Genomic DNA, 25,029 nt, shown 5'->3' with positions numbered 1-25,029 from the left:
TATGCCACAGCGTCTCGTAGTTTCCGAGGTTAGTGTCAATGCCATGAGGAGGTCGGGGCGTATGCGCGTCGCGACCTTCGCTGTCACCGCATGCGTTGCGGTGACGTGTCTGACCGCGGCCTGCGCCAACTCCGATCCGCTGGGTGCCGAGACCCGCAGCATGAGATCCATCGTGGTCGGATCGGGTGATTTTCCCGAATCCGAGATCGTTGCCGAGATCTATGCTCAAGCCTTGCAGGCCAACGGCTTTGAGGTCGGTCGCCGCCCTGGAATCGGCAGCCGCGAAACGTACGTGCCAGCGCTCAAGGACCATTCGATCGACCTGGTACCCGAGTACATCGGCAATTTGTTGCTGTACTTTGCCCCCAACTCGAAGGCGACCATGCTGGACGCCGTCGAGCTCGAGCTCCACCAGCGATTGCCCGCCGACCTGTCGATTCTGAGCCCGTCGGCGGCATCTGATACCGACACCGTCACCGTCACCAACGCGACGGCCAAGGAGTGGGATCTGACAACAATCGCCGACTTGGCAGTACATTCGGCGGACGTGAGGTTCGCGGCGCCGTCCGACTTCCAGTCCCGCCCGTCCGGGCTTCCGGGCCTGAAGCAGAAGTACGGGCTGACGATCAGCCCCGGTAACTTCGTGGCGATCGAGGACGCCGGCGGCGCGGTGACGGTGCGAGCACTGGTCGAGGGAAAGGTGCACGCGGCCGACATCTTCAGCACGTCACCGGCTATCTTGCAAAATCACCTGGTGGTCCTCGACGACCCCCAACATAACTTTCTCGCCGGTAACATTGTGCCGCTGGTGAATTCGCAGAAGAAGTCCGACCTCCTTATTAATGTGCTCGACGCCGTATCGGCCAAACTGACCTCTGCGGGCGTGGCCGCGCTCAATGCCGCCGTCGCCGGTAACGCAGGGATGGATCCCGCCCAGGCAGCACGAAACTGGGTGCGCGACAACGGCTTCAATCACCCAATCGGCCAATGATCGTCTTCGACAAGGTCACCAAGTTGTTCCCCGGCGGCAACACCGCGGTGGATCAGGTAAGTATGAAGATCCACGACGGCGAGCTGACGGTCTTCGTCGGCTCCTCGGGCAGCGGCAAGACCACGACGCTGCGGATGATCAACCGGATGGTCGATCCGACCTCGGGAACGGTCACGGTCGACGGGAAAGACGTTTCGACCGTTGATCCGGTGAAGCTGCGCCTGGGGATAGGCTACGTCATCCAGAACGCCGGGCTGATGCCCCATCAGCGCGTGATCGACAACATCGCAACCGTTCCCGTGCTGCGCGGCCAATCGCGCCGCGCCGCGCGCAAGGCCGCCTACGCGGTGCTGGAACGGGTTGGACTGGACGCCAAGCTTGCCACCCGTTATCCCGCGCAGCTTTCCGGAGGAGAACAACAACGCATCGGGGTAGCGCGGGCGCTGGCCGCCGATCCGCCGATTTTGTTGATGGACGAGCCGTTTTCTGCCGTCGATCCGGTTGTCCGCAACGAGCTACAGAACGAAATCCTCAGCCTGCAAAGCGAATTGCATAAGACCATCGTGTTCGTCACGCACGACATCGACGAAGCGCTCAAGCTCGCCGACCGGGTCGCGGTGTTCGGACGCGGCGGTGTGCTCGAGCAATACGATGAGCCGGCGCGGCTGCTGTCGCGCCCGGCCAATGCCTTTGTATCGAAGTTCATCGGCCTCGGCCGTGGCTACCGCTGGCTGCAACTCATCGGCGCGTCTGGGCTGCCGCTGCACCCCATCGACCGGATTTCGGTCAGCAGCCTCTCCACCGATTCCGACCTTGCCGAAGGCTGGACGCTGGTCGTCGATGACGACGTCCCGGTGGGCTGGATCGACGCCGACGCCGTCCGGCGGCATCGCGGCGGCGCACCGCTGTCCGACACCATCACGGCCATCGGTTCGCAGCTTCGCCCGGGCGGAAACCTCAGCCAAGCCCTCGATGCGGCCCTGTCGTCGCCGTCGGCGGTGGGTGTCGCCGTGAACAGCGACGGCAAGGTCATCGGCGGCATCCTGGCGACCGACGTGCTGGCCGCCGTTGACGAACGCCGCGCGCGCCGGAAGGCGTGACCGTGCACTATCTGCTGAAGCACCTCGACAGCGCCTGGGCGCTGACCGTCGTGCACCTGCGACTGTCGTTGCTGCCGGTGTTGATCGGGCTCGCGGTCGCGGTGCCGCTCGGCGCGGTGGTCCAGCGTGCGCCGATCGCGCGACGGGTCACGACCATCACGGCCGCCGTGGTGTTCACCATTCCGTCGTTGGCGCTGTTTGTCGTCTTGCCGCTGATCATCGGAACCAGGGTGCTCGACGAGGCGAACGTCATCGTCGCGCTCACGGCCTACGCCGTGGCGCTGCTGGTGCGCGCGGTGCTCGAGGCGCTGGATGCGGTGCCGGTTCACGTGCGCGACGCTGCTATTGCCGTCGGATACCCGACCCTCACCAGGATGCTGAAAGTCGAACTGCCACTGGCGGTTCCCGTGCTGATCGCCGGGCTGCGGGTGGTCGTGGTGACCAACATCGCGATGGTCTCGGTCGGTTCCGTGATCGGTATCGGCGGCCTCGGGGCCTGGTTCACCGCCGGGTATCAGACCAACAAAAGCGATCAGATCGTGGCCGGCATCATCGTCGTGCTGGCCCTCGCGGCCGTCATGGACCTGCTGATCGTCCTGGCCGGCTGGCTACTCACGCCGTGGGAACGCGCGGGCAGCGGCAGACGCCGTCCGTTGGTGTCGCCGATAGTGGGTGGCGCGCGATGAATTTCGTCGAAAAGGCGATGGCGTACCTGTTGACCGCGGACCACTGGACCGGTCCGGTCGGGCTGGCGGCGCGCACGATCGAGCATTTGGAATACACCGTGCTGGGGGTAGGCGCGTCGGCGCTGATCGCCATACCGATCGGGCTGATCATCGGGCATACCGGCCGCGGCACGCTGGTGGTCGTGGGGGCGGTCAATGTGCTGCGCGCGCTGCCGACGTTGGGTGTGTTGTTGCTCGGGGTGTTGGTCTTCGGGTTGGGCGTGGGGCCGCCGCTGGTGGCGCTGATGCTGCTGGGCATCCCGTCGGTGTTGGCCGGTACGTACGCGGGCATCACCAGTGTCGATCGAACCGTCGTGGACGCCGCCCGTGCGATGGGCATGACGGAGCGCCAGGTGCTGATGCAGGTGGAGGTGCCGAACGCGATGCCACTGATTCTGGGTGGGTTGCGCAGCGCGACGCTGCAGGTCGTCGCCACCGCCACGGTGGCGGCCTATGCCAGCCTGGGCGGGTTGGGCCGCTATCTGATCGACGGGGTCAAGATGCGTGAATTCCAGCTGGCGCTGGTCGGGGCGCTTATGGTCGCAGCGCTGGCGCTGATTCTGGACGCGCTGCTGGCGCTGGCGGTGTGGTTCTCGGTGCCCGGCACCGGTCGCCTGCACGGCGCGCGGGCCATAAAAATGTGGTTAGGAGCACTTGTTGACAAACATGCCGCGGCCAGTGCGCACGCTCTACGGTAGACGAGTGAGCGCAGCCCCCGATCCGACTCCGAGCGCCTGGCCTGCAATGTTGACGTGGCGTGCGCAGGACGTCTCGCGCATGGAATCGGTGCGCGTGCAGCTGTCCGGTAACCGAATCAAGGCCAACGGCCGCATCGTGGCCGCCGCGACGGCGACCCATCCCGCGTTCGGGGCCTTCTACGAAGTGCAGACCGACGAGAGCGGCGCCACCAAACGCTTCGGGCTGACGGTGACGCTGGCCGAGCGGGAACGTCAGCTGGCCATCGCGCGGGACGAGGAAAACATGTGGATGGTCACGGATCACCAGGGCGAAAGTCGGGCGTCCTTCAACGGGGCCCTCGACGTCGATGTGGTGTTCAGCCCGTTCTTCAACGCGTTCCCGATCCGGCGCCTCGGCCTGCATCAACGGGCGGACTCGATCACCTTGCCGATGGTCTACGTGCACGTGCCCGAGATGTCGGTGACCGCGGCCGAGGTGAGCTACGCCAGTCAGGGGCGTCCGGATGGGATCAAGCTGCGTTCCCCGGTCGCCGACACCACCGTGAGCGTCGACGCCGACGGGTTCATCGTGGACTATCCAGGATTGGCAGAGCGGATCTGATCACCCCGCCGGCCCGGCCAGCAGCGGCCAGCTCTTCGCGCCAGTTCTCCGCGCCGATCACGACGCCGAAGATATCGGAGCGCGGGAAGCTGTCGTAGCGCGTTCGCGCGGCGTGACCCGCCTCGACGAGCTCGGCCACCGAGCCGTGGGACGCCAACGAGTCGCGGGCGCGGCTCAGCAGCTCGATGGCCCGGTCGACCGCGGGCACCAGTTGGTCGGAGTTGCCTTCACACATCGCGCGCACCAGATCGGGCGGGCTGCCGGCAACCCGGGTGGCGTCCCGGAAAGACCCGGCGGCCAGCGCGAAGGCCAACGGCACCTCGCTCACGCTGGTGGCGAGCGCCTCGGCGAGCAGGTGCGGCAGATGCGAGATGGCGGCAGCCGCCGCGTCGTGCTCGTCGGATTTGGCCGGGACCACCACGGCACCGCAGTCCAGGGCCAACGTCATGACCATCGCGAACACCACGGGGTCCACCTCGTCGTCGACGCTGACCACCCATGGGGCCATGGTGAACAGTCCGGCGTGCCCGGCGGCCCAACCCGAGTTCTCGGTGCCCGTCATCGGGTGGCCTCCGACGAATCGTGCGCGCAGACCGGCGGCGGTGACCGCCTCGAGCACCGCGCTTTTGACGCTGGTGACGTCGGTCAGCGGACACCGGGGAGCCAGCTCGCTGATCCGGGCGAGCATCGCCGGCACCGCCGGCATCGGGACCGCCAGCACAATCAACGCGCCGGTATCGGCGGCGCGCGCCAGCGTGTCGCCGAGTTCGGTCGTCGCGTCAAAGCCGTCGGCGACGGCGCCCTGCGCGCTTTCCACCGAGCGGTTGTAGCCGAACACTTCACGGCCGACCGCCGCGCCCGCCCGCATCAGCGAGCCGCCGATGAGGCCGAGCCCGAGCACGCACACCGGTGTCTTGGAAATCGGGGAAGCAGCGGGGCCGGCCACAGTGCAAGGTTGGCACAGTTCGGCGACCAGTGCTGCTTTTAAATGCGTCGATCTGGTCATGGAGCCTGGTCAGCGACTACCGTAAGCGGCCATGGGAGCACAACGGGCCCCAGCGAAAGGCCGCGCGGCGGACGTGCCGGACGGCTTTGGCGTTGCGGTCGTGCGCGAAGAGGGCAAATGGCGCTGTTCCGAGATGACCGCCAAGTCGCTGACAAGCCTGAGCGCCGCCGAGACGGAACTGCGTGAACTGCGCAGCGCGGGCGCCGTCTTCGGCCTGCTGGACGTCGACGACGAATTCTTCGTCATCGTGCGCCCGGCGCCCTCGGGGACCCGGCTGTTGCTCTCCGATGCCACCGCGGCGCTGGACTACGACATCGCCGCCGAAGTGCTGGACAACCTGGACGCCGACATCGATCCCGAGGATCTCGAGGACGCGGACCCGTTCGAGGAGGGCGATTTGGGGTTGCTGTCCGACGTCGGGCTGTCCGAAGCGGTGCTCGGGGTGATCCTCGACGAAACCGATTTGTACGCCGACGAGCAACTGGGCCGCATCGCGCGCGAGATGGGCTTCGCCGAACAGTTGTCGGCGGTGATCGACCGCCTCGGTCGGTGACCGACGAAGATTTGATCCGCGCTGCGCTTGCGGTTGCCGCGACGGCCGGTCTGCGCGACGTTCCCATCGGCGCGGTGGTCATCGGGGCCGACGGCACCGAACTTGCCCGCGCGGTCAATGCCCGTGAGGCCCTTGGTGATCCGACCGCGCACGCGGAAATCCTGGCGATGCGGGCGGCGGCCCGGGTGCTCGGCGACGGCTGGCGGCTGCAAGGGACCACGCTGGCCGTCACCGTCGAACCGTGCACCATGTGCGCGGGCGCGCTGGTGCTGGCACGCGTTGAGCGGCTGGTGTTCGGCGCGTGGGAACCCAAGACCGGAGCGGTCGGTTCGCTGTGGGACGTGGTTCGCGACCGGCGGCTCAACCATCGCCCCGAGGTGCGCGGGGGAGTGCTCGCTGCGGAGTGCGCCGCGCCGCTGGAGGCGTTCTTCGCGCGTCAACGATTGGGATGAGTGCCCGCCGGTTCTGTAAGCTGCACGGCGGTGGCGTGTCCGAGCGGCCTAAGGAGCACGCCTCGAAAGCGTGTGACGGCTAACACCGTCCGAGGGTTCAAATCCCTCCGCCACCGCCAAAGCCCCAACGCCTGCAATCGAGGTTAAGGGATGCGGGTCGGGCCAAGCTGCGATCCGGCGTCGCGGTCGGCAGACTGGAGCCGAGGCCTACAAAACACGCCGCCGTGAATTGCGCTGGTCACGTCGGTCGGTGCGCCGGTCATGTCTTACCCTGAGGACACAATTGAGCACGTATGACTACGTATGACACCCGAAGACACCGCGCGACATCGCATGACTGCCTGGGGGCCGAACGATGAACCATGAACAAATCGCCCTCGTCGCCCTACTTCGCACTCGTCCTAACGGGCTCAGCTGGCCGAAGTTGACCGAGGAAGTTCTGGAGCGCGGCAGCGCCCTCACCGTCTGGCAGGAGTACAACCCTGAGCAGCTCATCCCGTTGCCGACCGCGACAGCCGCACTGGAGGAAGCAGAGGCGGATCTCGAGAAGTGGGAACATGATGGCCTGCACTTTATGAGCGTGCTGGACAACGACTTTCCGCGGCGACTGCTCGACATCGTTGAGACGCCGCCGTTTCTATTTTCTCAGGGGCGAGTCGATCAAGATGATCCTGGCATGTCGGTTGTTGGCTCACGCAAAGCCTCGGAGCGCGGCCTTGATATGGCCTCAAAGATTGCTCGATTCCTTGTTAAACAGGGGCTGACGGTCATCTCTGGTCTGGCCGCAGGCATTGATACCGCCGCGCACACCGCAGCGCTGAGCGAGGGGGGCCGGACGGTGGCGTTTATTGGCACCGGGTGCAATCTCTCGTATCCTGCGAAAAATCGCCAGTTGCAAGCGGCCATCGCCGACTTCGGATTGGTGCTGTCGCAGTTTTGGCCAGACGCACCACCACAGAAGCACAGCTTCCCAATGCGCAACGCTCTAATGTCGGGCTATGGCATGGCCACCATTGTCGTGGAAGCCGGCGAAACCAGCGGTGCACGTACACAAGCGCGCATGGCGGTCGAGCACGGTCGGCCTGTGATCCTGACGGATATGGTTGTGGAACGCAATGAGTGGGCCCAGAAATTGGTGCAGCTTCCTGGAGTCCACGTGGTTGCCGGCTTGCGAGAGCTGGGACCGATAGTGGAGGAGATTCGATCCGAGCCGCAGCGCACAGAGCAGGCGTTGAGGCAGCTCTCGTTCCGGTGACCAACGCTGATGCTGCGTTCGCACAGATCAAACGGAGCCTTATCCAGAACGCGGGTGGGTATCTGAGGAACACCGCCCATATCGCGGGTGAGACGTGCTCGAAATGTCGCGGTGCCTGGATGAAAGATGGGTGCGACACATGCTATCCGTGCGAGTTTCACTACAGCTCAAACAGCACCGCCGACTTGGTGGGCTCGATCATCTACGCCGTCAGTGATTCTCAGAGCGCCAAGCTTATGCGCGGTTACAAGGACACTCCGCCTAGCAAGGCTCTCTTACAGCGGGTGACTTCACTCGTAACCCTTGGTGTAAAGGACCACTTCGGCTGCGTCAGTGAGCTACTCGGCGAGGTACCAACCCATTGGGCAACGGTGCCGTCGCTGAAGACGATTGGGTCCGATCATCCACTTCGCACAAAGATTCTCCTTCCCATGCTCGGCGAGGAGTACGAGATCGAAGTGGTCGCGGCGGAGGCCGCCAAGGGTAAGACTGAGCAGGAGCGCCGCGCGCTAGACCCGTCCCTCTATCACGTGAAGGCAGACGTGCCAGAGGGAGCTCATGTGCTCCTGATAGACGACACCTGGACGTCGGGCGGGCACATTCAGTCTGTCGCTGTGGCGCTCAAACGAGCTGGAGCGGTAAAAGTGGCGGCATTGACCGTCGCACGGTGGATGGATAAAGACGACCCACGGACTAAACGCGTCCTAAACGAGCACTTCAGGGATCGCCCATACGACGCGGACGTCTGCCCCTGGACGGGCGGGGATTGCCCGCGGCTCATCAAGTTTGCACCGTCGTAGCCAAGCTGCCGTACTACTGATCGCGCTCATCGAAAGTCCTCAGGTGTGCTCGCCGAAATTCCTCACCTGTGAGCAACGGTCAGTGTAGTTGTTGGCGGGTGCCGGTGGTGGTTCGGCGTAGGGTTTCGGCGGCGGCGTGGTGGTCGCGCAGGCGGTAGGACTCGCCGTCGAGGTTGATGACCACGGAGCGGTGTAGTAGGCGGTCAAGCATGGCGGCCGCGACTGTGGTGTCGCCGAGGATCTCACCCCACGCGCCCACCCCGCGGTTGGTGGTGATCACGATGCTGGTCTTTAAATACCGTTGGGAGACAACCTGAAACAACGCCGAGGCGGCCTCGGCGGGCAGCGGCAGGTACCCCAGTTCATCGATCACCAGTAGAGTCGGGCCTGCGTAGAACCGCATGGTGGTGGCCCAGCGGCCCTCGATCGCGGCGCGGTGACACCGTGCGGCCAGATCAGCTGCGGTGGTGAAATAGGTGCGGTAGCCGGCATGGGCTGCGGCCCTTGCCAATCCGACGCTGAGGTGAGTTTTTCCGGTGCCGGGTGGGCCGATCAGCAGGATGTTGGTCGCTGATTCGAGATAACGGCAGGTACCCAGCTCATCGATTAGCTTGCGGTCGATCCCAGCGGCGGCATCCACGTCGAAGTCGGCCAGGGTAGCCGGGGTGGGCAGGCAGGCGAACCGCAGCCGCCCGGCCAGTCGGCGGGCGGTGCTGGCCTGGACTTCCACGGCCAGCAGTCGCTCCAGGGCGACGGTGAGCGAGAGGCCTTCGGCAGTAGCTTGGTCGAGGACCGCGGGTAGGGCTTCGGCGGCGGAGGCCAGTTTGAGTTCGGCCAAGTGCGAGCGCAGCTGCTGATACCGCGACGCTGCTGCCGTCGGAGACTCCTCGGTGGGCGTCGTGGTGGTGGTCTTCGGGGTGCGGCCGGTGGGGGTCATTGGATGGTCCTGTTCTGGGCGGCCCGCTCGTAGGCGGACAGGTCGATGACGGTGGAATCGGTTGACGAGCTTGATGATTCAACGGCGATGGATGGCGCCTGCTTGAGGTGTAGTAGTTGCGCGGCAGCGGCTTTGGCGGCTGGGCCGGGTGGGATGCGTTCCTTGCGGCGATGAGGACGCCCGGTCGCCGCAGTGGCCATCGCCGCGGTATCCAGAGCGATGACATGCCCGCTGTCACGCACCATGACCCCGAGCCCGTCGCCGGCCATCCGGTGCCGGGCGATCACGATGCCGCTCGCGGTGGCGATGTCGATGAAGTCACCACCGACCGGATGTGACACCACGACGTTGGCGGCGGCCAGTTCCGGGGGCACGGAGTAGCGGTTGCCGCGGTAGGACACCAACGCTTGCCGCGAGGCGGTGCGGGTCTCGCAGACGATCACCGGATACGGCGATGCCGGCACGGGGTGCAGTGGTTCAGCCTTGGCCACCACCGCGACCGAGGAGCGGCCGTCGGCGGTGGCGCGCAGCCGGGTGTCGCCGCGAACCCGCGCGAAGCGGTCCAGACTCACCTGGGCCTGCTCGGCGGTCAGGTCGTCGGCCAGGGTGCGCCACCAACGTTGCGCGGCAGTGTGGTTGACCTTCTCGACCACGCCCTTGCGGTTGCCGCGTCGCGGCGGGCAGATCGCCACTGCGACGCCGTAGTGCTTGGCCACCCCAGCGAACGACGCGGTCACCCGTCCCGAGCCTGGGTCGCAGACAGTGGCCATCCGATCGAACCGCCACACCCGGGTCAGCCCACCGAGTCCGCGAGCGACGCGGTCCAAGCCGGCGACCAGGTGCGGCTGATCCTCCGAGGGCGTCAGCAAGCCGCGCCACTTACCAGAATGAGCCAGCGAGCCGACCAACAGGTGTGCCGTTTTGCCCCAGCCCCACGATTGCGGTGGGTCGGGCAATTCCAGCCAGTCCCATTGGGTTTCATCTCCCGGAGCATGTGGGATCACCGCATTCGGGCGCTGGGTGGCGCTCCGGCACGCCTCACAGACCGGGCGTAAACTCCGGGTGCGGATGTTGCGGGTCAGGCTCTGATACGACAGACCGAACCCCAGGTCCTCCAATTCGTCGTAGAGGGTGCGGGCCCACAAGTGCGGGTCCTCGATCAGTCTCGCGGTCACGTAGTCAACAAACGGATCGAACGGATCCGGGCCGGGCCGAACTCGCACCCGGGGTGCCGTCACCGGCCAGATACTTGCGGACCGTCTTGCGGTCGAAACCGGTGTGGCGGGCGATCGCCGAGATCGTCCAACCACGCTTGCGCAGGGCATGTACTTCCACATCGTCCTCCCATGTGAGCATGAGAAAGCGGGCCTCCTTCGATGGAGCAACTGGCGTCAGACACCAGCAGCTTCGAAGGAGGCCCGCCCTTCTCGGCGGAGCCACACGGGTGGGGAATTTCGACGAGCGTCAGTGGGGAATTTCAGCGAGCGCGGTCACTACCGGCCCAAGTTAGGCAGCGGTCGCTGCGACCGGCATTAGGGCATACGGCGAGTGCCCACATTCTGCTGGCTGTTACAGATAACTGCGGTGATCTCCCATAACCAAAGTGCACAGGTAGAGCAGGTTTTACCCCTCTGGCTAGGTAGCCGAATAGGGTTCAAATCCCTCCGCCACCGCCAAAGTTTTTGTGATCTCCACTGCAGGTGGAGGCCTATTCACGCACCGGGCGCCGGCTGGCAGCCGAAGGGCGCGTAGCCGAGCGGTTAAGGCTCGTCAGACGGCGTGGTCGACCACTTTTTGGTACCAGCCGATGAATTTGGTGAGTCCCTCGTCAACGTAGGCGTTGGCGACGCTGACGTGAGACGCGACCAGCTGTCCACGGGTGACGTGTTGCTGGTACTCCTTGCTGTGGCGTAATGCGTCAATCTGCTTCGCGGAGCCGCGCGCCACAAGCAGTCCGGCCACGTCTCCACCGGAGAACTCGAGAACGCTCACGTCGAAGCGTTCGATTTGTCCCTTCTGCTGAAGACCCGCCCAGTACTGCATTGCTTCGTTGTAAACATTGAGGGCTTGCTTCTCCCGCCCAGGTATGGGGTCTCCCCAGACTGTGCATAGAGCAGCTTCGGCCATCGGACTTCCTCTCTCCTATGCCCCAATCCGGATTATGCGGAACTTTCTCGCCGACGGCTACCAGGCACACGCGTAATTTGCTATTCAATTTCCAGACTTCTAATCGGTTTGGCCGCGTTGCGGTGACGAATTATGTAGGGTGGCTTGTTCGCGCACGCCTATACCAAGTCGGCTCAGCTCCCGAATAGTGCCCGCTGTCTGGGAGGTGCGTACAGGTCATCGCCTGGCCGTTCGCGTCTGGCGCGAGCGCGATGGCCGCGCTTGCGACAACTCCACCCGCAGCCGGCCAACTCAATTCGGTTGCTAGAACACGGTTTTCACGTCAAATGGATCTCGACGGCCGCCGATGCGGATGATTTACTTCAGAACGGATTCGGCGAGATCGACCATGTTACGGTTGCCAGCCCGCGGCGTCGGCCACCACGGCAGCGCGCGGGACGTGACACTGACCAGGCCGTCGGCCATGGCGTCTTGTAGCCGATACGCCGAATTAAGCGGATCGGGGGACCACAGCGACACGATGATCTGCCGCAGGGCATCGACCCGGAGCAGGTTGAATTCGCTGTTGTCTTCGAGTCCCATGGCGCGCAGCGGAATCAGGGATGGCACGGTCGTCGTGGTTTCGGTACCCAGCCCGACCACCCGGAAGCCGGACAGTCCCGCGCCGTCTTCGATCCGCTCCAGGCGACCGCCGCCTGCGCCGGAATCCGCGTGCCCCATCGAGTGCCCGGTGATCGACGCCCGGGTCCCGACGACTTCGAACGGCCCGTCGGCTCCGGTGAACGGCTCGATGACTTCGCCCGTCACGCCACCGGGAAAGCGGTAGACGATGTCGACCGCGCCCTTGCGCGACCACCGGCAGTGCGAGCTACGGACGAGGGGAAAGCCGAGCCAAGACCTGAGCAACGCCAAGGCGTGGTACCGGTAACCCATGCTTTCCAGGCGAATGCGCACGACGTCGCCAATGGCCCCCGACTCGATGACCTTCCCGATCAACCGGAATTGCGGCAGGTTCATGAAATCCTCGGCCACCCGGACCGTGCGCCACCGTCGATACAGGGCGAGCTGTCGCAGATCCCCCCACCGAACGGCGGCCGGTGTGTCCATGACCAGGGCGGCGCCCGGGGCGAGATGCGCCGTGGCGCGCAGCACCGCCAGATTGCTGGTGGGCGTGACGGACACCAGCACCGCGTCGACGTCGCCCGGCCGCAACGAGCTGAGGTTCTCTACGGCATCGACCCCAAAAGGTTCTCCCGCGGCACGCGCGTTCGCGATGTTGCGCGAATGCACCCCCACGACCTCGACATCGGAATCCAATAGCTTCAGCGCGGGTAAAAACGAGTTTTTGACTCGGTATCCCGAACCGATGATCAAGACTCGCCGTGCGGGATTGGTTGAACCCACCGAACTTACGAACCTGACCCCGGTCGGCTGAACAGTCTCCGCCCAGCCATATGCAGGCGGTCCATGGCCACGGCCGGGCCGGAAAGCCCGTTTCTGCCCGTCGGCGGCATCAGCCGCGCCTCGACGGGGGCACTGGCATCCGAAAGCGGCTCCGATGTTCCCACCCGCCGCTCGTCCACGAGCGCCTTGAGCACCGGATCATCCAGTTTCGAGTAGGCCGACTTGAACTCGTCGGTGCCGATCAGCTCGTTCGCCAACCCCGCGGGCTGGGTGGAGATCTTCAGAATCCGGCGACGCCGCGGGCCACGATTCGGCGCGGCGCGATGGTAGTAGCAACGGTTCCAAATTACTGCTGTACCGACCGGCCCCACCATCTGAACGACGTCCCCGCCGGCGCTTATCCGGTCAGCCGAATTCGGTGCAAATTCGAAGGCGCCATCGTCGTCGCCGACCGGCGACATGAGAATGAAGATGCTGACAAAATTTGGAAAATTCTTCGCGAAGCCTTCGAGTGTGTCGTAGTCCCGGTGCCAACCGTCGAGTCGTTGTTCATTGATATGCGACTTTGTTTGCCCGCCCGCGGTTTCGTAGCAATGGCAGTGGTATAGCAACGCCGAAGGATGAACGCTGGCGATGAGTCGGCGCGCCGGCTCGATGAACATTTCGTGGAAAATTCCCACGTCAACGAGTTGATCTGGGCCAAGCACCGCGCGAGGCTGATCCGCAATTTCCGCGAACAGAGAATCCACCCGCTGATTCCACGACTCGACCTGCTCGACGGGCCAAAGGCCGGTGAGATCAGCGATGCCCTCTTGAGCGAGAACTTCCGGGAGCGTACGAGTCTCCGTTAATACGTCCAATTCCCCACCGTCCGATTCCATTTCCACCTGCAGGCTACGGCATCGGCGCCTCGCTGGACGGCGGATACCGATACATTGGGCATCTACCAGGAGGTTTCCGGACACCGTGTCGGCGTCAGGCGGGTGCGGGCGGCCGTCCTGCGATGCGGTCGCGCCATCGGTTCGGGTCCGGCACAAAGCGGCATTCGATGTTTGCTGGTTCGAGGCTGGTTAACCGATGGCCCCGCCGGTCAGGCTTCGGACCATTTGAATTTCGCTGTCTCGATAGGGCCGCCCGTCGGGCAACACGAGGTCGTGAAACCACACTTTCGGGGGGGCCGGATACGGGTGATCCCACGAATCCCACGGGAAATATGTCTGGGTTTTTCCGGCGACGAAGCCCCAATTGAATGCGCCGACGCTATGGCGCTTGGCGACGGGCAGGATTGATTCAATGGTGCTGCCCTGGGGACGAGCCATGTACTCGGTGCAAATGATCGGCCGCCCCAGTGGCGCAAGCTCACTGATCCGGGACTCGAACGCCGCGGGTTCGGCATAGGAGTGAAAGGTGATCACGTCGGCATTGCCGAGTTGAATGTCGGCAATTGTGCTGCGCGCCTGAGGATTTGCCCACTTGCCCTGCCACACGCCACTCGTCAGCGGTTGACTCGGGTCAACCGCACGCGCCCACTGAAATACTTGCGGGAGCAGGTCAGCGACGAGCTGCAGTTTGTCTTTCCGTTCGACCCTTTGGTACACCCGTGCGGGATTGTCGGGTTCATTCCACAGATCCCAAGCCAAAACACGGTCGTCATCGCGGAATTGGGTCAACACACCCGTGACGTACTCACGCAGCAGACGGCTGTAGGTGGGGTCGCCGAGGCGTTCGGCACCGGGGCTTTGCACCCAACCGGAGTTGTGGACTCCGGGTCGTGGCGCGCGCTGCGGACCCAGCTTGGGCAGCGGGTCCCAGCATGAATCGAAGAAGACAAACAGCGGTTTGATGCCGTGGCGCGCAGCCATCGAGACGAATTGCGCCAGCCGCAACTGAAATCCCCGCGCATCCTGTGCCCAAAGTAGGTCGTGCAGGAAGACCCGCACGCTGTTGAGGCCGGCTGAGCGGGCCCAGCCCAGTTCGGTATCGATGCGCCGAGGGTCAAAGGTGTTGGGCTGAAACATCTCGAGCTGATTGATGGCGCTTGAGGTGATGAAGTTCGCGCCGACGAGCCAGCCGTGGGCTTGATACCAGCGGTTGGCCCGGTCGGGTGACCACCGGGTGGCTTCCCCCGAGGAACGTGGCGGTTCCGCGGAAACGCGAGGTCCTTGAGTCAAAGCGGTACCCGCCGCCAGCAGCAGCGGCAGCTTCAGGACCGTACGGCGGTACACCAGCTGACGATAAGTTGACCGGGGCAATGTTCCCGGCATTTGCTCAGCGCGTCGTTCTGGCTAGATCCTGAGAATTGTTACCCGTTGGTAATGAGCGACATTCGGCTCCGCGGACGTAGCCGCTTCCAGCTGTTCTATCGCAGCTTTCGGCCGTAGTTGTCTTTGACGCCTCCGGTGAACATCATGATCGCATCCACGAGCGCCCAGATGCCGACGCCCAGCAGGATCGGAAGCCCGAAGAAACAGAAGATGGTGGTGACGAGTCCGAACAGCCCCAGGCACAGTTGCAGGACGGCGATCTGGGTCGAATCGATATAGAAGCGGCCGATGCCGAACACGCCGAGGAAGAGTTGCAGCAGGCCGGCGGTCACAGCGGACTTATCCGACAGAGGGACCCCCGTGGCCGGGTCGCGACCGAATGGCGCCTGCGGGTCGGCTCCGTAGTTTGACGACGGATAGCCCGCGTACGGATACGGCTGGCTAGCAGGGTAGGGATACTGCTGCGGATACCCGGGCGGTCCCGGGTAGGGATTTGCTCCGTAGCCCGGCGGCTGGCCAGCCCAGGGTGGCTCGTCGGACGGATTTCCCGGTTGGTTCGGTGTCACCATGACTTAAGTTAACCCCCCGTTGTGATGGCGTCGGGTCAGATCTGTTGCGGCTGCTGCGGGGTTGCGCCATAACCCAATTGCGCGGCGGTGTAGCGCGCGGCATCGGTGACCGGCACCGCCTGCACCGCGGTGCCGTAGGCGCAGATCTCGGTCCACACGTCACCGATTTCGGTCGTGTCGAACCGCATCGCCACGATCGCGTTGCCGCCCTTGTTGCGCGCCTCGTTGAGCAGCCGCGCCATCGCCTCGTTGCGGCTCTCGGCGAGGTTTTTGGTCATGCCCTGCAACTCGCCACCGAACATCGACTTGAAGCCGGCGCCGAACTGGGCGAAGGCATTTCGGGACCGGACGGTGAGCCCGAACACCTCGCCGCACACGCGCTGGATCTCCCAACCGGGAATGTCATTGGTAGTGACGACGAGCACCGGACAACCTTTCTGCCGAGCCGAGCATTGCGTTCGTTATCGCTGCAGGGTACCGCCCCCACCGAGGGTAGATATATTCGACGAAGCAAACGACGAGGAGGTCGAGTGGGTGCTGCGGTGGACGACATCGACTTCGACGATCTGACGTCGCCCGTGCTGACCGATATTCAACGTCAGGTCCTGGAGTTCACCGAGGCTAAACCCGTCGAATTCGACGTCGATCGGATGCTAGCCGAAGCCAGAGACCAGGCAGGCGTGGGTGACGACCTGGACGACACCGACGGCTTCGCTGAGCGGCTGGCCGTGCATGTGGCCGCGATCGAAGCCGACGACGGCCTGACCCAGCTTGCCCGCTCGACGTTGCGGCAGCGTGTGGTTCGCCTGCTGCGCAACCGGCTGTCGCTGACCGACCTCATCAAGAGGTATCCCGAGATCGAATCGATCGCGATCGACAAGCCCTTCATCGTCGTCGGAATGCCACGCTCGGGCACCACCCATCTGGTGAATTTGATCGCGTCCGATCCCCGCCGGCGCGCGCTGCCCTATTGGGAAAGCCAGGATCCGATACCGGCGCTGGGCCAGGGCCCCGACATCTTTGGGATCGACCCCCGCTTCGCGCGTGCCAAGGCCGAACACGACGCGCTCATGATCAGCGCTCCCGTGGTGGCCGCGATGCACGATCGTTTTCCCGAAGCGATCGAGGAGGAGGTCGAACTTCTCGACCTGGATCTGGCCTCCTATGTCCTGGAATGGCATGCGCGCGTGCCCAACTGGCGCGACTACTACCTGGAGCTGAACCAGCACCGGCACTACGCGTACATGAAGAAGGTGCTGCAGGCGTTGACGTTTCTGCGCGGCCCGCGGACCTGGGTTCTCAAGAGTCCCCAGCACTGTGAGCAACTCGGCCCGCTGATGGCCACCTTCCCGGACGCGACGGTGGCCTTCACCCACCGCGATCCCGTCGCCGTGGTCCAGTCGGCAATCACGATGATGGCCTATTCCGATCGGTTGCGCCGGCGGAGCATCGACCCTGCGTGGCTACTGGACTACTGGAGCGATCGCGTGCACCGGTTGCTCAGCGCTTGGGTTCGCGACCGCGATTTGGTGCCGGCCGAACGCAGCATCGATGTCAGCTTCCACCACCTCAACGGCAATGAAATACCGCTGCTGGAGGACCTATACCGACGCGGAGGCGTCGAGTTGACTCCCAAGGCGCGCAGCCGTTTTCAGAACTACCTTGACGACAATCCACGCGGCAAACACGGCCGTATCCACTACGACTTGCAACGACACTTCGGCATCTCGCCCGACCAACTTCGCGAGCGGTTCGGCTTTTACTTCAACAGGTTCGACGTCCGCCCCGAATAAAGGAGAAACCAGCGATGTTCGAACCGGTGTATCGCAACCGGCCGGGCGCCGACGCCATGCGCCCCGCCACCGCCGAACAGGCCGAGCAGATCGCCCCGGGGCTGTGGTGTTCACCGGGCCTGTCGAATGCCTACCTGCTGACCACCGGCGCCGGGCGAGTCATCGTCAACACCGGAATGGGTTTCGAGGGCCCGGTGCACCGCGCCAACTTCGACGCCGTCGACCCCGCACCGGTGCGTTACATCATTTTCACCCAGGGCCACGTCGACCACGTCGGCGGTCTGGACAGCGTGCGCGACCCGGAGACAACGGTTGTCGCACAAGCGAACTGGACGCTGTGGCGCGATGACAACGAACGCCTCATCCCGTATCGCGCGAGCCGCAGCGCCTTCGCGTTCCAAGACACCTTGACCGACGGCATCCGGGCCATTCAACGTCGTCTCGGCACCAAGCACCTGGCCGCTCAGAGCGTTCCCGTCGTCGATGTCGACTTCGACGACACGCTGTCGCTCGAGGTCGGTGGGCGGCGGCTGGAGCTAATCTCGGTGCCCGGCGGTGAGACCAACGACTCGCTCGCGGTGTGGCTGCCCGAGGAGCGGATCTGTCTGTGCGGTAACGTTTTTGGTCCATTGTTCGGCCACATTCCGAACCTGGTCACCATGCGCGGGGACCGGTACCGGGACGCCCTGACCGCCATCGAATCGGTTGAACGCGTGCGTGATCTGCGGCCCGAGCTCTTGGTGACCGGCCACTTCGACCCGATCGGGGGCGCCGATCGCATCCACGCCGAGCTGACCCGGCTGCGCGACGCGATCCAATACGTCCACGACCAGACCGTCGCCGGTATGAACGCCGGCAAGGACGTCCGGACCCTGATGCGCGAGATCACGTTGCCCCCGGAATACGAAGTGGGCCAAGGCTATGGGAAGGTCGCCTGGGATGTCCGGGCGATCTGGGAGAACTACTCGGGCTGGTTTCACCACCAGTCCACGACCGAACTCTATCCCGTCGGTTTCGACGCCGTCGCCGCCGATGTGGTCGAGTTGGCGGGCGCCGAGGCCCTCGTGGAACGGGCGCGGGCGCATCTGGCCGCGGGCCGCCCCGTGCACGCCATCCACCTCGCCGAGCTTGTTCCCTCCGACCATCAGGAGGCGCGTGAAGTGCTTCGCGAAGCGCACCAAAGCCTCCTGGCCGACAGCACGAACTTCTGGGAAAGAGCCTGGCTCACAAGGCAGATAGCGAGGAATTCATGACGCTCCGGCCCGAAGACTTCTACCACACCGGCATCGTGGTACCCGATCTCGATGCCGCGATGGCGCGGCTCACCGCGCTGGCGGGCTACCAGTGGATCAACCCGATGAGCTACACGCTGCCGTTCCGCACCGTGACGGGAACCCACGAGCTGACCTCCACCATCGTCTATTCGGTGCAGAGCCCGCACATCGAACTTGTCAACGAAGTCCCCGGCACCCCGTGGACGGCGGCACCGGGTAACGCCGTCCACCACGTCGGCTATTTCGTCGACAACCTGGCCGAATCGGCGCGGGTGTTGGAGAGTAACGGCTTCACTCTGGAAATGACCGGAGATGTTGGCGGATCGGAGCTTTCGCTGTTCGCCTACTACGTCGACTCCTTCGGTACCCGCATCGAGATCGTCGACCGAGCGCTGTTCCCCGATTGGCCGGCCTTCTTGCGGGCGGCATCACAGCCCAACGGAGCCTGACGTGTTGCTGCCGGTGCTGCGGTTCAACTTCGGTTCCCCGCAGGGTGATCCACGCACACAGAGCAAGCTGATCTCAGCCGCGCTCGAGATGGCTCAGTGGGGCGAGTCCCGCGGCATCACCACGATCAGTGTCGATGAACACCACGCGACGGGACACGGGTGGAGCTGCAACCCCATCATGGCCGCGGCGATGTTTTTGGCGCGAACCGAGCGCCTGATCGCGAGCGTGGACTGCGCGCTCGGGCCGTTGTGGAACCCGGTCCGGCTCGCCGAAGACATCGCGCTCGTGGACAACATGAGTCGAGGACGGCTACATACCACCGTGGGCCTGGGTTATCGCACGGTCGAATATGACGCGCTGGGAGCGGATTTCAGTCAGCGCGGCAAGCTGATGGACGAGCTGGTCGAACGCATGCTGACGGTTTGGTCCGGCGCCGGTCCCTACGCGGGGGTCTGCGCCGGCACCTGGACCCGGCCGCATCCACCGCTGTATGTCGGCGGGGGCGCGCGCGCGACCGCGCGGCGCGCGGCGCGCTTCGGGCTGCCGCTCAGCTTGGCCGACCACCTGCCCGAGATCGACGCCTACTACCGTGAGCTGTGCGCCGGCGCCGGCATCAACCCGTTCGTCATCATGCCGGGACCGACCAATCGCGGAATGATCTACCTGCACGAAGATCCGGACCGGGCATGGGCGGAACTGGGTGGCCATATCCTCTGGGAGGCAGTCACTTACGGCGAATGGTCAACCGACGAGCGGTCTCTGATGCACCTGCCCGGAGTGAAAACCCTGGACGAGGTCAGGGCCTCGGGGCGATACCGTTTCCTGACGCCCGAGCAACTCATCGCCGAGGTCCGCGGTGATAAGCAGTACGGACCGATCGTGTTGCATCCACTGGTCGGCGGCATGCCCATCGACGAGGCGTGGAAGTCGGTTCAGCTGCTCGCCGATGCCGTGCTGCCGGCGCTCGGCTAGCGGTTCGTCAGATGCCGAGCGATTGGGGTGGCGTCCAGGTGTCCACCAGCAGCGGCAGGGTGATCGCCTCGCTGCCGCCGGTCACCACGAGCACCCAGCGGCCGTCGACCGGCAGGTTGGCGTCGATGCCGAAGAAAGCGAATCCCGGGAATTCGCCGATCGAGGCTTCGGGCACCTCGAACCGTCGCAGCACGGGCGCCTCGCCCGTCGGAGGGATCAGCTCTACCTCGACCCGACGGTCGTCGGAGTTTTCGGGGTCGGCCCGCGTCAGCACCACCAGAACAAAGCTGGCCGACCGGTCGGGTCCGACGGTGAATTTGGACAGCACGCCGCCCGCTACGTTGAGCTTGTTGTCTATTGTCGCGGCCTGTTCGGCCAGGAATGCCCCGGTAAGTATCACAGCGTCGAACCTACCGTGCAGCTACCTGTCGTGAGGAGGGGGTAGGCACCTACCACCGTGACCGTCGGGAGGCCCAGCCGGCTCAATAGATGGTGTCGTTCCCTGCAAACTTTGTCCAAGGCGCGCGATACTTGACGCGTGCCTGATCGCAATGTGCTGGGTGGCCCGCTTGAGCCGTGCAGCAATGAACCGCTCACGGGGTTCTACCGCGACGGCTGCTGCTCTTCCGGACCCGAAGACATCGGCCGGCACACCATCTGCGCGGTGATGACCGCGGAGTTCCTGGAGCACCAGCGCTCCATCGGTAATGACTTGTTGACGCCGGTGCCCGAATACCGGTTCCCCGGCCTGCTGCCCGGGGACCGCTGGTGCGTCACCGCGCTGAACTGGCTTCGCGCCCACCAGGACGGCTGTGCCGCGCCGGTGGTGCTGGCAAGCACCCACGAGCGCACCCTCGAGGTCGTGCCGCTGGAGGTCCTCGAGGAACACAAGGTCGACGTTCCGGACGACCTAGCGAATTTGTAGGCCAGCCTGTAAAGGCCGCGGCGTGTTGAGCGCGCTTTCGAGCGGCTAGCCAACCGCCTCCCGACGTCGGTGTTCGGGCGGATCTGCGCGTCGCGCCGCGGCAGCCGGCGACGTTGGGCCAGGTAGATTTCGCTCCTCCGCCGCACCCAAGCAGCCGCACAATGGTCTGCCCGGCGAATGTCGCGCCGCTGGTCAACGGCGTTCGGGGAGGTATTGCCGCACTCGAACCTCGGCACGGGGATTTGCCGCAAGTACGGCGACGGCAGCCTATGGTTGGGCCATCGGATGCTCGGCCAGTGCCCACTTGTAGCGGAGGTCGGATGGCGGTGCGGTCCTGTCGGGCGTGCGGCCTGGGGCTTCGCGACGGCGCCAGGTTCTGCGACGGCTGTGGCGCCTCGGTGAGCGCCGGACGTGAGCAGGCCGAGTACAAACAGGTGACGGTGTTGTTTGCCGATGTGGTGGGCTCGATGCAACTTGCCGCGGCGTTAGGTCCAGAGGCGTTGCGTGATGTCGTGACGCAGGTGTTCAGTCGCTCGGCGGTGGCCGTCGAGCGGTACGGCGGCACTGTCGACAAATTCACCGGCGACGGGATCATGGCCGTGTTCGGCGCGCCGGCGGCGCTGGAGGACCACGCGCTGCGTGCCTGTCTGGCCGCGCTAAATATCCAAGGCGAGATCCAAAAGCTGGCCGGCGAAATAAGGCGACGCGACGACGGCATTGCGGTGCAGGTACGGGTCGGGCTCAACTCCGGCCAGGTTGTTGCCGGTGAAATTGGTTCTGGTGCAGCCGGTTACACCGCGATCGGCGAGCAGGTGGGCATGGCGCAGCGGATGGAGTCGGTGGCCCCGCCCGGTGGGGTGATGCTGAGCGAATCCACTGCGCGGCTGGTCGAAAATGTGGCGCTCCTCGGCGACTTGGAAATGGTGCGCATCAAGGGTTCAAAGGCCGCGGTGCCGGCGCGTCGTCTGCTGGCCGTGAGCGCTGACCGCATAGCGCCCCAACGACGCGAACCGACCCTGGTTGGTCGAACCTGGGAGTTGAACACTATCGCGGGGATTTTGGATCAGTCGATCGACGGAAACGGCTGTGTGGTCGGGGTGGTGGGCCCCGCGGGCATTGGAAAAAGCCGGGCAGTCGGCGAGGCGGTGCAACTGGCAATCGGCCGCGGGCTGGACGTTTTCAGCACCTATTGCGAATCGCACACCCGAGACGTGCCTTTCCATGTGGTCGGACGGCTACTACAAGCCGTATTCGGAATCAGCGATGTCGCCGCCCAGGTCGCGCGGGCACGGGTGCGCACACGCATACCTGACGCCAGCCCTGAGGATCTGCTGTTGCTCGACGATCTGCTCAGGATCGCCGATCCCGCAGTCGCATTGCCTGCCATCACTCCCGACGCCCGTCGACGCCGGCTGGGTGCCATGCTCAACGCGGCCGCGCTGGCCCGCACCACCCCTGCGCTCTTCGTGGTCGAGGACGCGCACTGGATCGACGAGGCCAGCGAGACGATGCTCGCCGAGTTCGCGACTGTGGTCCCCCAAACCCGGTCGCTTGTGCTGATCACCTACCGTCCCGAATATCGGGGCACTCTGTCGCATACCTCCGGCGCCCAGACGATCGCCCTGGGCCCACTGAATACCTCGCAAACTCTTGCACTGATACGCGAGTTGTTGGGATCGCACCCGTCGGTCACAGGATTGGCTCAGCAGATCGCTGAGCAGGCCGCTGGGAACCCTTTCTTCGCCGAAGAGATCGTCCGTGACCTCGCCGGGCGAGGCGTCCTTTACGGCGAGCAGGGACACTATGAATGCCGCGACGACAGTGTCGCGATCAGCCTGCCGGGCACGCTGCAGGCCACCATCGCCGCACGCATCGACCGCTTGGCGGCCGCGGCCAAACAAGCGCTGTACGCCGGGGCGGTCATCGGGGCGCGGTTCCGGCCGGACGTACTCGCAATTGTGCTCGGGGACAACGGGTCTCCCGATGAAGCTCTCACCGAGCTCATGGCGGTGGAACTGATCGATCAGGTGCGATTCACCCCGCACGCCGAGTTTGCTTTTCGGCACCCGCTGATCCCCACGGTCGCCTACGAGTCGCAGCTCAAGGCAGGGCGTGCCGAGTTGCACAGACGCGTGGCCGACGTCATTCAACAGGGGGATTCCGGAAGCGATGAAAACGCCGCGCTGATCGCCGAACACCTCGAAGCCGCCGATGACCCACACGCAGCGTTTGACTGGCACATGCGCGCTGCCGCGTGGTCCAACTTCCGCGACCGCGCCGCGGCTAGGGCGAGCTGGGCGCGGGCCCGTCAGGTCGCCGACCGCCTAGCTGCCGAAGACCCGGACCGGCTGCGGATGCAAATCGAGCCCAGAACTTTGTTGTGCGCCACAGCATTCCTGGCGAATGTCGGCTTCGACGACGTGGGATTCGACGAACTCCACGAACTGTGCGCGACGGCCGGCGACAAAGTTTCGCTCGCGATTGGCATGTCCGGAGCGATTCTGGCGATGGCAACCAACGGGCGCCCGCGCGATGCCGCCGACCTCTGCCCGGAGTTCACCGAGCTGGTGGACGCGATCGGAGACCCCGCACTGACCGTCGGGCTGTTCCAAGCCGCGCTCTACGCCTACTCTGAAGCCGGTGAGGTTGTGGAGGCGGTACGCCTAGGGCAGCGGGTCATTGATCTGGCGGACGGTGATCCCACCATGGGCAACCTGATCCTCGGTTCGCCGCTATCCATGACGCTTGGCATTACGGGCCTGGCCAAAATGCGACTGGGTATCGCGGGCTGGAAAGAGGACGCCGATGCAGCCGTTGCGATGGCGTCCCGGTTCGACGCGACCAGCCATGTCAGCGCGATCATGTGGAAGTACGTCGGCGCCATACCATTCGGGGTTCTGGTCGCCGATGGAACCGCCGTAGCCGAAACTAGCTTCGCGTTGCGGATAGCGGAGCAGGCCGGCGATGACTTCCTCCTGGGCCTCGCCCAACTGACCCACGGGCTGACGCTGATCCAGCGCGGCGGTCTCGAACGGGATGAAGGCCTTTCGCTGCTTCGCCGAGTACGTGAGTCGGCCGAGCGCGGCCGCTTCGTCAGAGTGGCGATACCGATAGTTGACCCCTACCTAGCCAGGGAGCTGGCTCGAACCGGCGAGATCGATAAGGCGATCGATTTGGCCCGATCGGTCTTCGACGACGACTTTGAGACCGGCGAAATGTTCTGGGTATGGCTGGCCGCCACGGTTTTGGTCGAATCGCTGCTAGCTCGCCGCGGCGATAGGGACTTGGCAGATGCGCAGATCGCCATGGACCGACTGGCGGCCTCGTCCCCGGGCCCCGAATATCTCCACCACGAACTCACGGTTCTGCGCTTGCGCGGTCTGCTCGCGCAAGCGCAGGGAGACGCGTTTGCCCACCAGCAGTTCATGGAGAGCTTCAGAGCCAAAGCTGCAGCGGCCGGATTCGAACCGCTCGCTTCACGGCAGGGCTAGCCTCGCGGCTCCAGCCAGTCCACCAGCGACCGACCCGCATCCAACACATGCCGCTCGGCGATCGCGCGCGCCCGCTCGGCGTCTTTGTCGCCGAGCGCGTCGAGCAGCTGTTGGTGCTCGTCGAGCGAATGCTTCTCGTGGTCGGGGAACAAGGTGAGAAAGTTGCTCGGCACCACGCGTGCCGCCTGCTTGATCTGGGTCATCAGCCGTGGCGAGTGCGCGGCGTGGTGAATCTTTTGGTGAAAATGCCAATTCGCCTCGCCGATGCTGTCGTCGCCGGAGCGCGCGGCGACGTCGGCGGCGAGCTCGCGCAGCATCGCGAGTTCGTCGGGCTCGATTCGCTCGGCAGCCCACGCGGCCGCCTGCCCCGTCAGCACGCCCAAGATGGTGAAGCTGTCCAGGACGTCCTCCGGGCTGATGCCGAGGACCGTGATCCCGCTCCGTGGCGCGACTTGAACCAGGCCCTCGAAGGACAACTCGAGCAGTGCTTCGCGCACCGGCGTGCGGCTCGTCGCGAACTCCTCGGTGATGGCGTCGAGATCGACGCGTGAGCCGGCGGGCAGGGCGCCGGTGAGAATGCGATCGCGCAGTTCGCGCGCGGCGCGTTCCCGCACGGTGCCGGAGATGTCGATGGCTGCCATT

25 protein-coding genes, 1 tRNA gene and 1 pseudogene are annotated in these 25,029 nt (G+C 64.8%); 16 read left to right on the top strand and 11 right to left on the bottom strand.

Annotated features, from left to right (window positions below):
• Positions 1 to 43 precede the first annotated feature (43 nt).
• Genes G6N66_RS25765 through G6N66_RS25745 form a run of 5 tightly spaced genes read left to right on the top strand, consistent with a single transcriptional unit; the run spans position 44 to position 4,115 of the window.
• Positions 44 to 991, top strand: coding sequence for an ABC transporter substrate-binding protein (locus G6N66_RS25765; RefSeq protein WP_085230925.1), 948 nt, complete (start codon positions 44 to 46; stop codon positions 989 to 991).
• Complete coding sequence (locus tag G6N66_RS25760) at positions 988 to 2,091, top strand: ABC transporter ATP-binding protein (RefSeq protein ID WP_085230924.1); 1,104 nt, start codon at positions 988 to 990, stop codon at positions 2,089 to 2,091. Before G6N66_RS25765 ends, G6N66_RS25760 begins: the two co-directional genes overlap by 4 nt.
• A 2-nt stretch (positions 2,092 to 2,093) precedes the next feature.
• Complete coding sequence (locus G6N66_RS25755) at positions 2,094 to 2,777, top strand: ABC transporter permease (RefSeq protein ID WP_085230955.1); 684 nt, start codon at positions 2,094 to 2,096, stop codon at positions 2,775 to 2,777.
• Positions 2,774 to 3,514, top strand: coding sequence for an ABC transporter permease (locus G6N66_RS25750; RefSeq protein ID WP_085230923.1), 741 nt, complete (start codon positions 2,774 to 2,776; stop codon positions 3,512 to 3,514). The genes G6N66_RS25755 and G6N66_RS25750 overlap by 4 nt, the downstream gene beginning before the upstream one ends.
• A 4-nt stretch (positions 3,515 to 3,518) precedes the next feature.
• A complete protein-coding gene (locus G6N66_RS25745; protein ID WP_139825010.1) occupies positions 3,519 to 4,115 on the top strand; it encodes a putative glycolipid-binding domain-containing protein in 597 nt (198 codons plus the stop codon).
• Here G6N66_RS25745 and G6N66_RS25740 read toward each other — a convergent pair.
• Positions 4,078 to 5,022 carry a prephenate dehydrogenase gene (locus G6N66_RS25740; RefSeq protein ID WP_179968372.1) on the bottom strand — a complete coding sequence of 315 codons (945 nt, stop codon included), beginning with the start codon at positions 5,020 to 5,022 and terminating at the stop codon, positions 4,078 to 4,080. The genes G6N66_RS25745 and G6N66_RS25740 overlap by 38 nt on opposite strands.
• A gap of 130 nt (positions 5,023 to 5,152) precedes the next feature.
• On the opposite strand from G6N66_RS25740, the gene G6N66_RS25735 reads away from it, so the two are divergent.
• The 5 genes from G6N66_RS25735 to G6N66_RS25715 all read left to right on the top strand — a co-directional run bounded on the left by G6N66_RS25735 (position 5,153) and on the right by G6N66_RS25715 (position 8,181).
• Positions 5,153 to 5,674: a tRNA adenosine deaminase-associated protein gene (locus tag G6N66_RS25735; protein ID WP_085230920.1), complete on the top strand. Its 522-nt coding sequence runs from the start codon at positions 5,153 to 5,155 to the stop codon at positions 5,672 to 5,674.
• Positions 5,671 to 6,126: a nucleoside deaminase gene (locus tag G6N66_RS25730; RefSeq protein ID WP_085230919.1), complete on the top strand. Its 456-nt coding sequence runs from the start codon at positions 5,671 to 5,673 to the stop codon at positions 6,124 to 6,126. Before G6N66_RS25735 ends, G6N66_RS25730 begins: the two co-directional genes overlap by 4 nt.
• Before the next feature lie 29 nt (positions 6,127 to 6,155).
• Positions 6,156 to 6,245, top strand: a tRNA-Ser gene (locus G6N66_RS25725).
• A 305-nt stretch (positions 6,246 to 6,550) separates the two neighbouring features.
• The gene (locus tag G6N66_RS25720; protein ID WP_197747052.1) at positions 6,551 to 7,381 is read left to right on the top strand and encodes a DNA-processing protein DprA; all 831 of its coding nucleotides are present in this window, start codon (positions 6,551 to 6,553) and stop codon (positions 7,379 to 7,381) included.
• Positions 7,378 to 8,181 (top strand): hypothetical protein, encoded by an 804-nt coding sequence (locus tag G6N66_RS25715; RefSeq protein WP_085230917.1) that lies wholly within the window; start codon positions 7,378 to 7,380, stop codon positions 8,179 to 8,181. The genes G6N66_RS25720 and G6N66_RS25715 overlap by 4 nt, the downstream gene beginning before the upstream one ends.
• Positions 8,182 to 8,260: 79 nt before the next feature.
• Here the strand turns inward: G6N66_RS25715 and istB are convergent, their stop codons facing one another.
• The 8 genes and pseudogenes from istB to G6N66_RS25675 form a co-directional block, all read right to left on the bottom strand.
• Positions 8,261 to 9,118, bottom strand: a complete 858-nt coding sequence (gene istB / locus G6N66_RS25710) for an IS21-like element helper ATPase IstB (protein ID WP_085235496.1) — start codon at positions 9,116 to 9,118, stop codon at positions 8,261 to 8,263.
• Positions 9,115 to 10,474, bottom strand: a pseudogene (locus G6N66_RS25705) (IS21/IS408/IS1162 family transposase). The gene istB and the pseudogene G6N66_RS25705 overlap by 4 nt, the downstream one beginning before the upstream one ends.
• A 414-nt stretch (positions 10,475 to 10,888) precedes the next feature.
• Positions 10,889 to 11,245: a hypothetical protein gene (locus tag G6N66_RS25700; RefSeq protein WP_139825482.1), complete on the bottom strand. Its 357-nt coding sequence runs from the start codon at positions 11,243 to 11,245 to the stop codon at positions 10,889 to 10,891.
• A gap of 357 nt (positions 11,246 to 11,602) precedes the next feature.
• A complete protein-coding gene (locus tag G6N66_RS25695; protein WP_163645923.1) occupies positions 11,603 to 12,649 on the bottom strand; it encodes a Gfo/Idh/MocA family protein in 1,047 nt (348 codons plus the stop codon).
• Between the two features lie 5 nt (positions 12,650 to 12,654).
• Entirely contained in the window at positions 12,655 to 13,530 is an 876-nt protein-coding gene (locus G6N66_RS25690; RefSeq protein WP_139825483.1) for a phytanoyl-CoA dioxygenase family protein, read from the bottom strand.
• A 189-nt stretch (positions 13,531 to 13,719) separates the two neighbouring features.
• Complete coding sequence (locus G6N66_RS25685; RefSeq protein WP_085235726.1) at positions 13,720 to 14,874, bottom strand: glycoside hydrolase 5 family protein; 1,155 nt, start codon at positions 14,872 to 14,874, stop codon at positions 13,720 to 13,722.
• Between the two features lie 134 nt (positions 14,875 to 15,008).
• A complete protein-coding gene (locus tag G6N66_RS30300; RefSeq protein WP_085235727.1) occupies positions 15,009 to 15,482 on the bottom strand; it encodes a TM2 domain-containing protein in 474 nt (157 codons plus the stop codon).
• 35 nt (positions 15,483 to 15,517) lie between these two features.
• Positions 15,518 to 15,907, bottom strand: coding sequence for a YbjQ family protein (locus G6N66_RS25675; protein WP_085235728.1), 390 nt, complete (start codon positions 15,905 to 15,907; stop codon positions 15,518 to 15,520).
• A gap of 105 nt (positions 15,908 to 16,012) precedes the next feature.
• Between G6N66_RS25675 and G6N66_RS25670 the strand changes: the two genes are divergently transcribed.
• The 4 genes from G6N66_RS25670 to G6N66_RS25655 are packed head-to-tail and all read left to right on the top strand — an operon-like array spanning position 16,013 to position 19,971.
• On the top strand, positions 16,013 to 17,275 hold the full coding sequence (locus G6N66_RS25670) for a sulfotransferase family protein (protein ID WP_085235729.1): 1,263 nt from the start codon (positions 16,013 to 16,015) through the stop codon (positions 17,273 to 17,275).
• A 14-nt stretch (positions 17,276 to 17,289) separates the two neighbouring features.
• Complete coding sequence (locus G6N66_RS25665; RefSeq protein ID WP_085235730.1) at positions 17,290 to 18,528, top strand: MBL fold metallo-hydrolase; 1,239 nt, start codon at positions 17,290 to 17,292, stop codon at positions 18,526 to 18,528.
• Complete coding sequence (locus G6N66_RS25660; protein ID WP_085235731.1) at positions 18,525 to 18,998, top strand: VOC family protein; 474 nt, start codon at positions 18,525 to 18,527, stop codon at positions 18,996 to 18,998. Before G6N66_RS25665 ends, G6N66_RS25660 begins: the two co-directional genes overlap by 4 nt.
• Before the next feature lies 1 nt (position 18,999).
• Positions 19,000 to 19,971, top strand: a complete 972-nt coding sequence (locus G6N66_RS25655) for an LLM class flavin-dependent oxidoreductase (protein ID WP_085235732.1) — start codon at positions 19,000 to 19,002, stop codon at positions 19,969 to 19,971.
• A 7-nt stretch (positions 19,972 to 19,978) separates the two neighbouring features.
• Here G6N66_RS25655 and G6N66_RS25650 read toward each other — a convergent pair whose 3' ends face one another.
• Positions 19,979 to 20,371, bottom strand: a complete 393-nt coding sequence (locus G6N66_RS25650; protein ID WP_085235733.1) for a hypothetical protein — start codon at positions 20,369 to 20,371, stop codon at positions 19,979 to 19,981.
• Between the two features lie 138 nt (positions 20,372 to 20,509).
• Here G6N66_RS25650 and G6N66_RS25645 point away from each other — a divergent pair, with 138 nt between their 5' ends.
• Together G6N66_RS25645 and G6N66_RS25640 are read left to right on the top strand one after the other, a co-directional pair.
• Positions 20,510 to 20,896 (top strand): DUF2237 family protein, encoded by a 387-nt coding sequence (locus G6N66_RS25645; protein ID WP_085235734.1) that lies wholly within the window; start codon positions 20,510 to 20,512, stop codon positions 20,894 to 20,896.
• A 269-nt stretch (positions 20,897 to 21,165) separates the two neighbouring features.
• Positions 21,166 to 24,387, top strand: a complete 3,222-nt coding sequence (locus tag G6N66_RS25640) for an ATP-binding protein (RefSeq protein WP_308205871.1) — start codon at positions 21,166 to 21,168, stop codon at positions 24,385 to 24,387.
• On the opposite strand, the gene G6N66_RS25635 is transcribed toward G6N66_RS25640, so the two are convergent.
• On the bottom strand, positions 24,384 to 25,028 hold the full coding sequence (locus G6N66_RS25635; RefSeq protein WP_085235736.1) for a GntR family transcriptional regulator: 645 nt from the start codon (positions 25,026 to 25,028) through the stop codon (positions 24,384 to 24,386). The two genes, G6N66_RS25640 and G6N66_RS25635, sit on opposite strands and share 4 nt — an antisense overlap.
• Position 25,029: the final 1 nt, after the last annotated feature.

The organism is Mycobacterium conspicuum, assembly GCF_010730195.1.
Classification (GTDB): Bacteria; Actinomycetota; Actinomycetes; order Mycobacteriales; family Mycobacteriaceae; genus Mycobacterium; species Mycobacterium conspicuum.
This window is presented reverse-complemented; position numbering and strand designations above follow the sequence as displayed.

Coding starts and splice junctions, on each gene's coding strand:
- G6N66_RS25765 (WP_085230925.1), top strand. CDS start 44: ATGAGGAGGTCGGGGCGTATGCGCGTCGCGACCTTCGCTGTCACCGCA.
- G6N66_RS25700 (WP_139825482.1), bottom strand. CDS start 11,245: ATGGCCGAAGCTGCTCTATGCACAGTCTGGGGAGACCCCATACCTGGG.
- istB (WP_085235496.1), bottom strand. CDS start 9,118: ATGACCCCCACCGGCCGCACCCCGAAGACCACCACCACGACGCCCACC.
- G6N66_RS25660 (WP_085235731.1), top strand. CDS start 18,525: ATGACGCTCCGGCCCGAAGACTTCTACCACACCGGCATCGTGGTACCC.
- G6N66_RS25735 (WP_085230920.1), top strand. CDS start 5,153: ATGGGAGCACAACGGGCCCCAGCGAAAGGCCGCGCGGCGGACGTGCCG.
- G6N66_RS25690 (WP_139825483.1), bottom strand. CDS start 13,530: ATGGAATCGGACGGTGGGGAATTGGACGTATTAACGGAGACTCGTACG.
- G6N66_RS25760 (WP_085230924.1), top strand. CDS start 988: ATGATCGTCTTCGACAAGGTCACCAAGTTGTTCCCCGGCGGCAACACC.
- G6N66_RS25750 (WP_085230923.1), top strand. CDS start 2,774: ATGAATTTCGTCGAAAAGGCGATGGCGTACCTGTTGACCGCGGACCAC.
- G6N66_RS25635 (WP_085235736.1), bottom strand. CDS start 25,028: ATGGCAGCCATCGACATCTCCGGCACCGTGCGGGAACGCGCCGCGCGC.
- G6N66_RS25665 (WP_085235730.1), top strand. CDS start 17,290: ATGTTCGAACCGGTGTATCGCAACCGGCCGGGCGCCGACGCCATGCGC.
- G6N66_RS25640 (WP_308205871.1), top strand. CDS start 21,166: ATGGTTGGGCCATCGGATGCTCGGCCAGTGCCCACTTGTAGCGGAGGT.
- G6N66_RS30300 (WP_085235727.1), bottom strand. CDS start 15,482: ATGGTGACACCGAACCAACCGGGAAATCCGTCCGACGAGCCACCCTGG.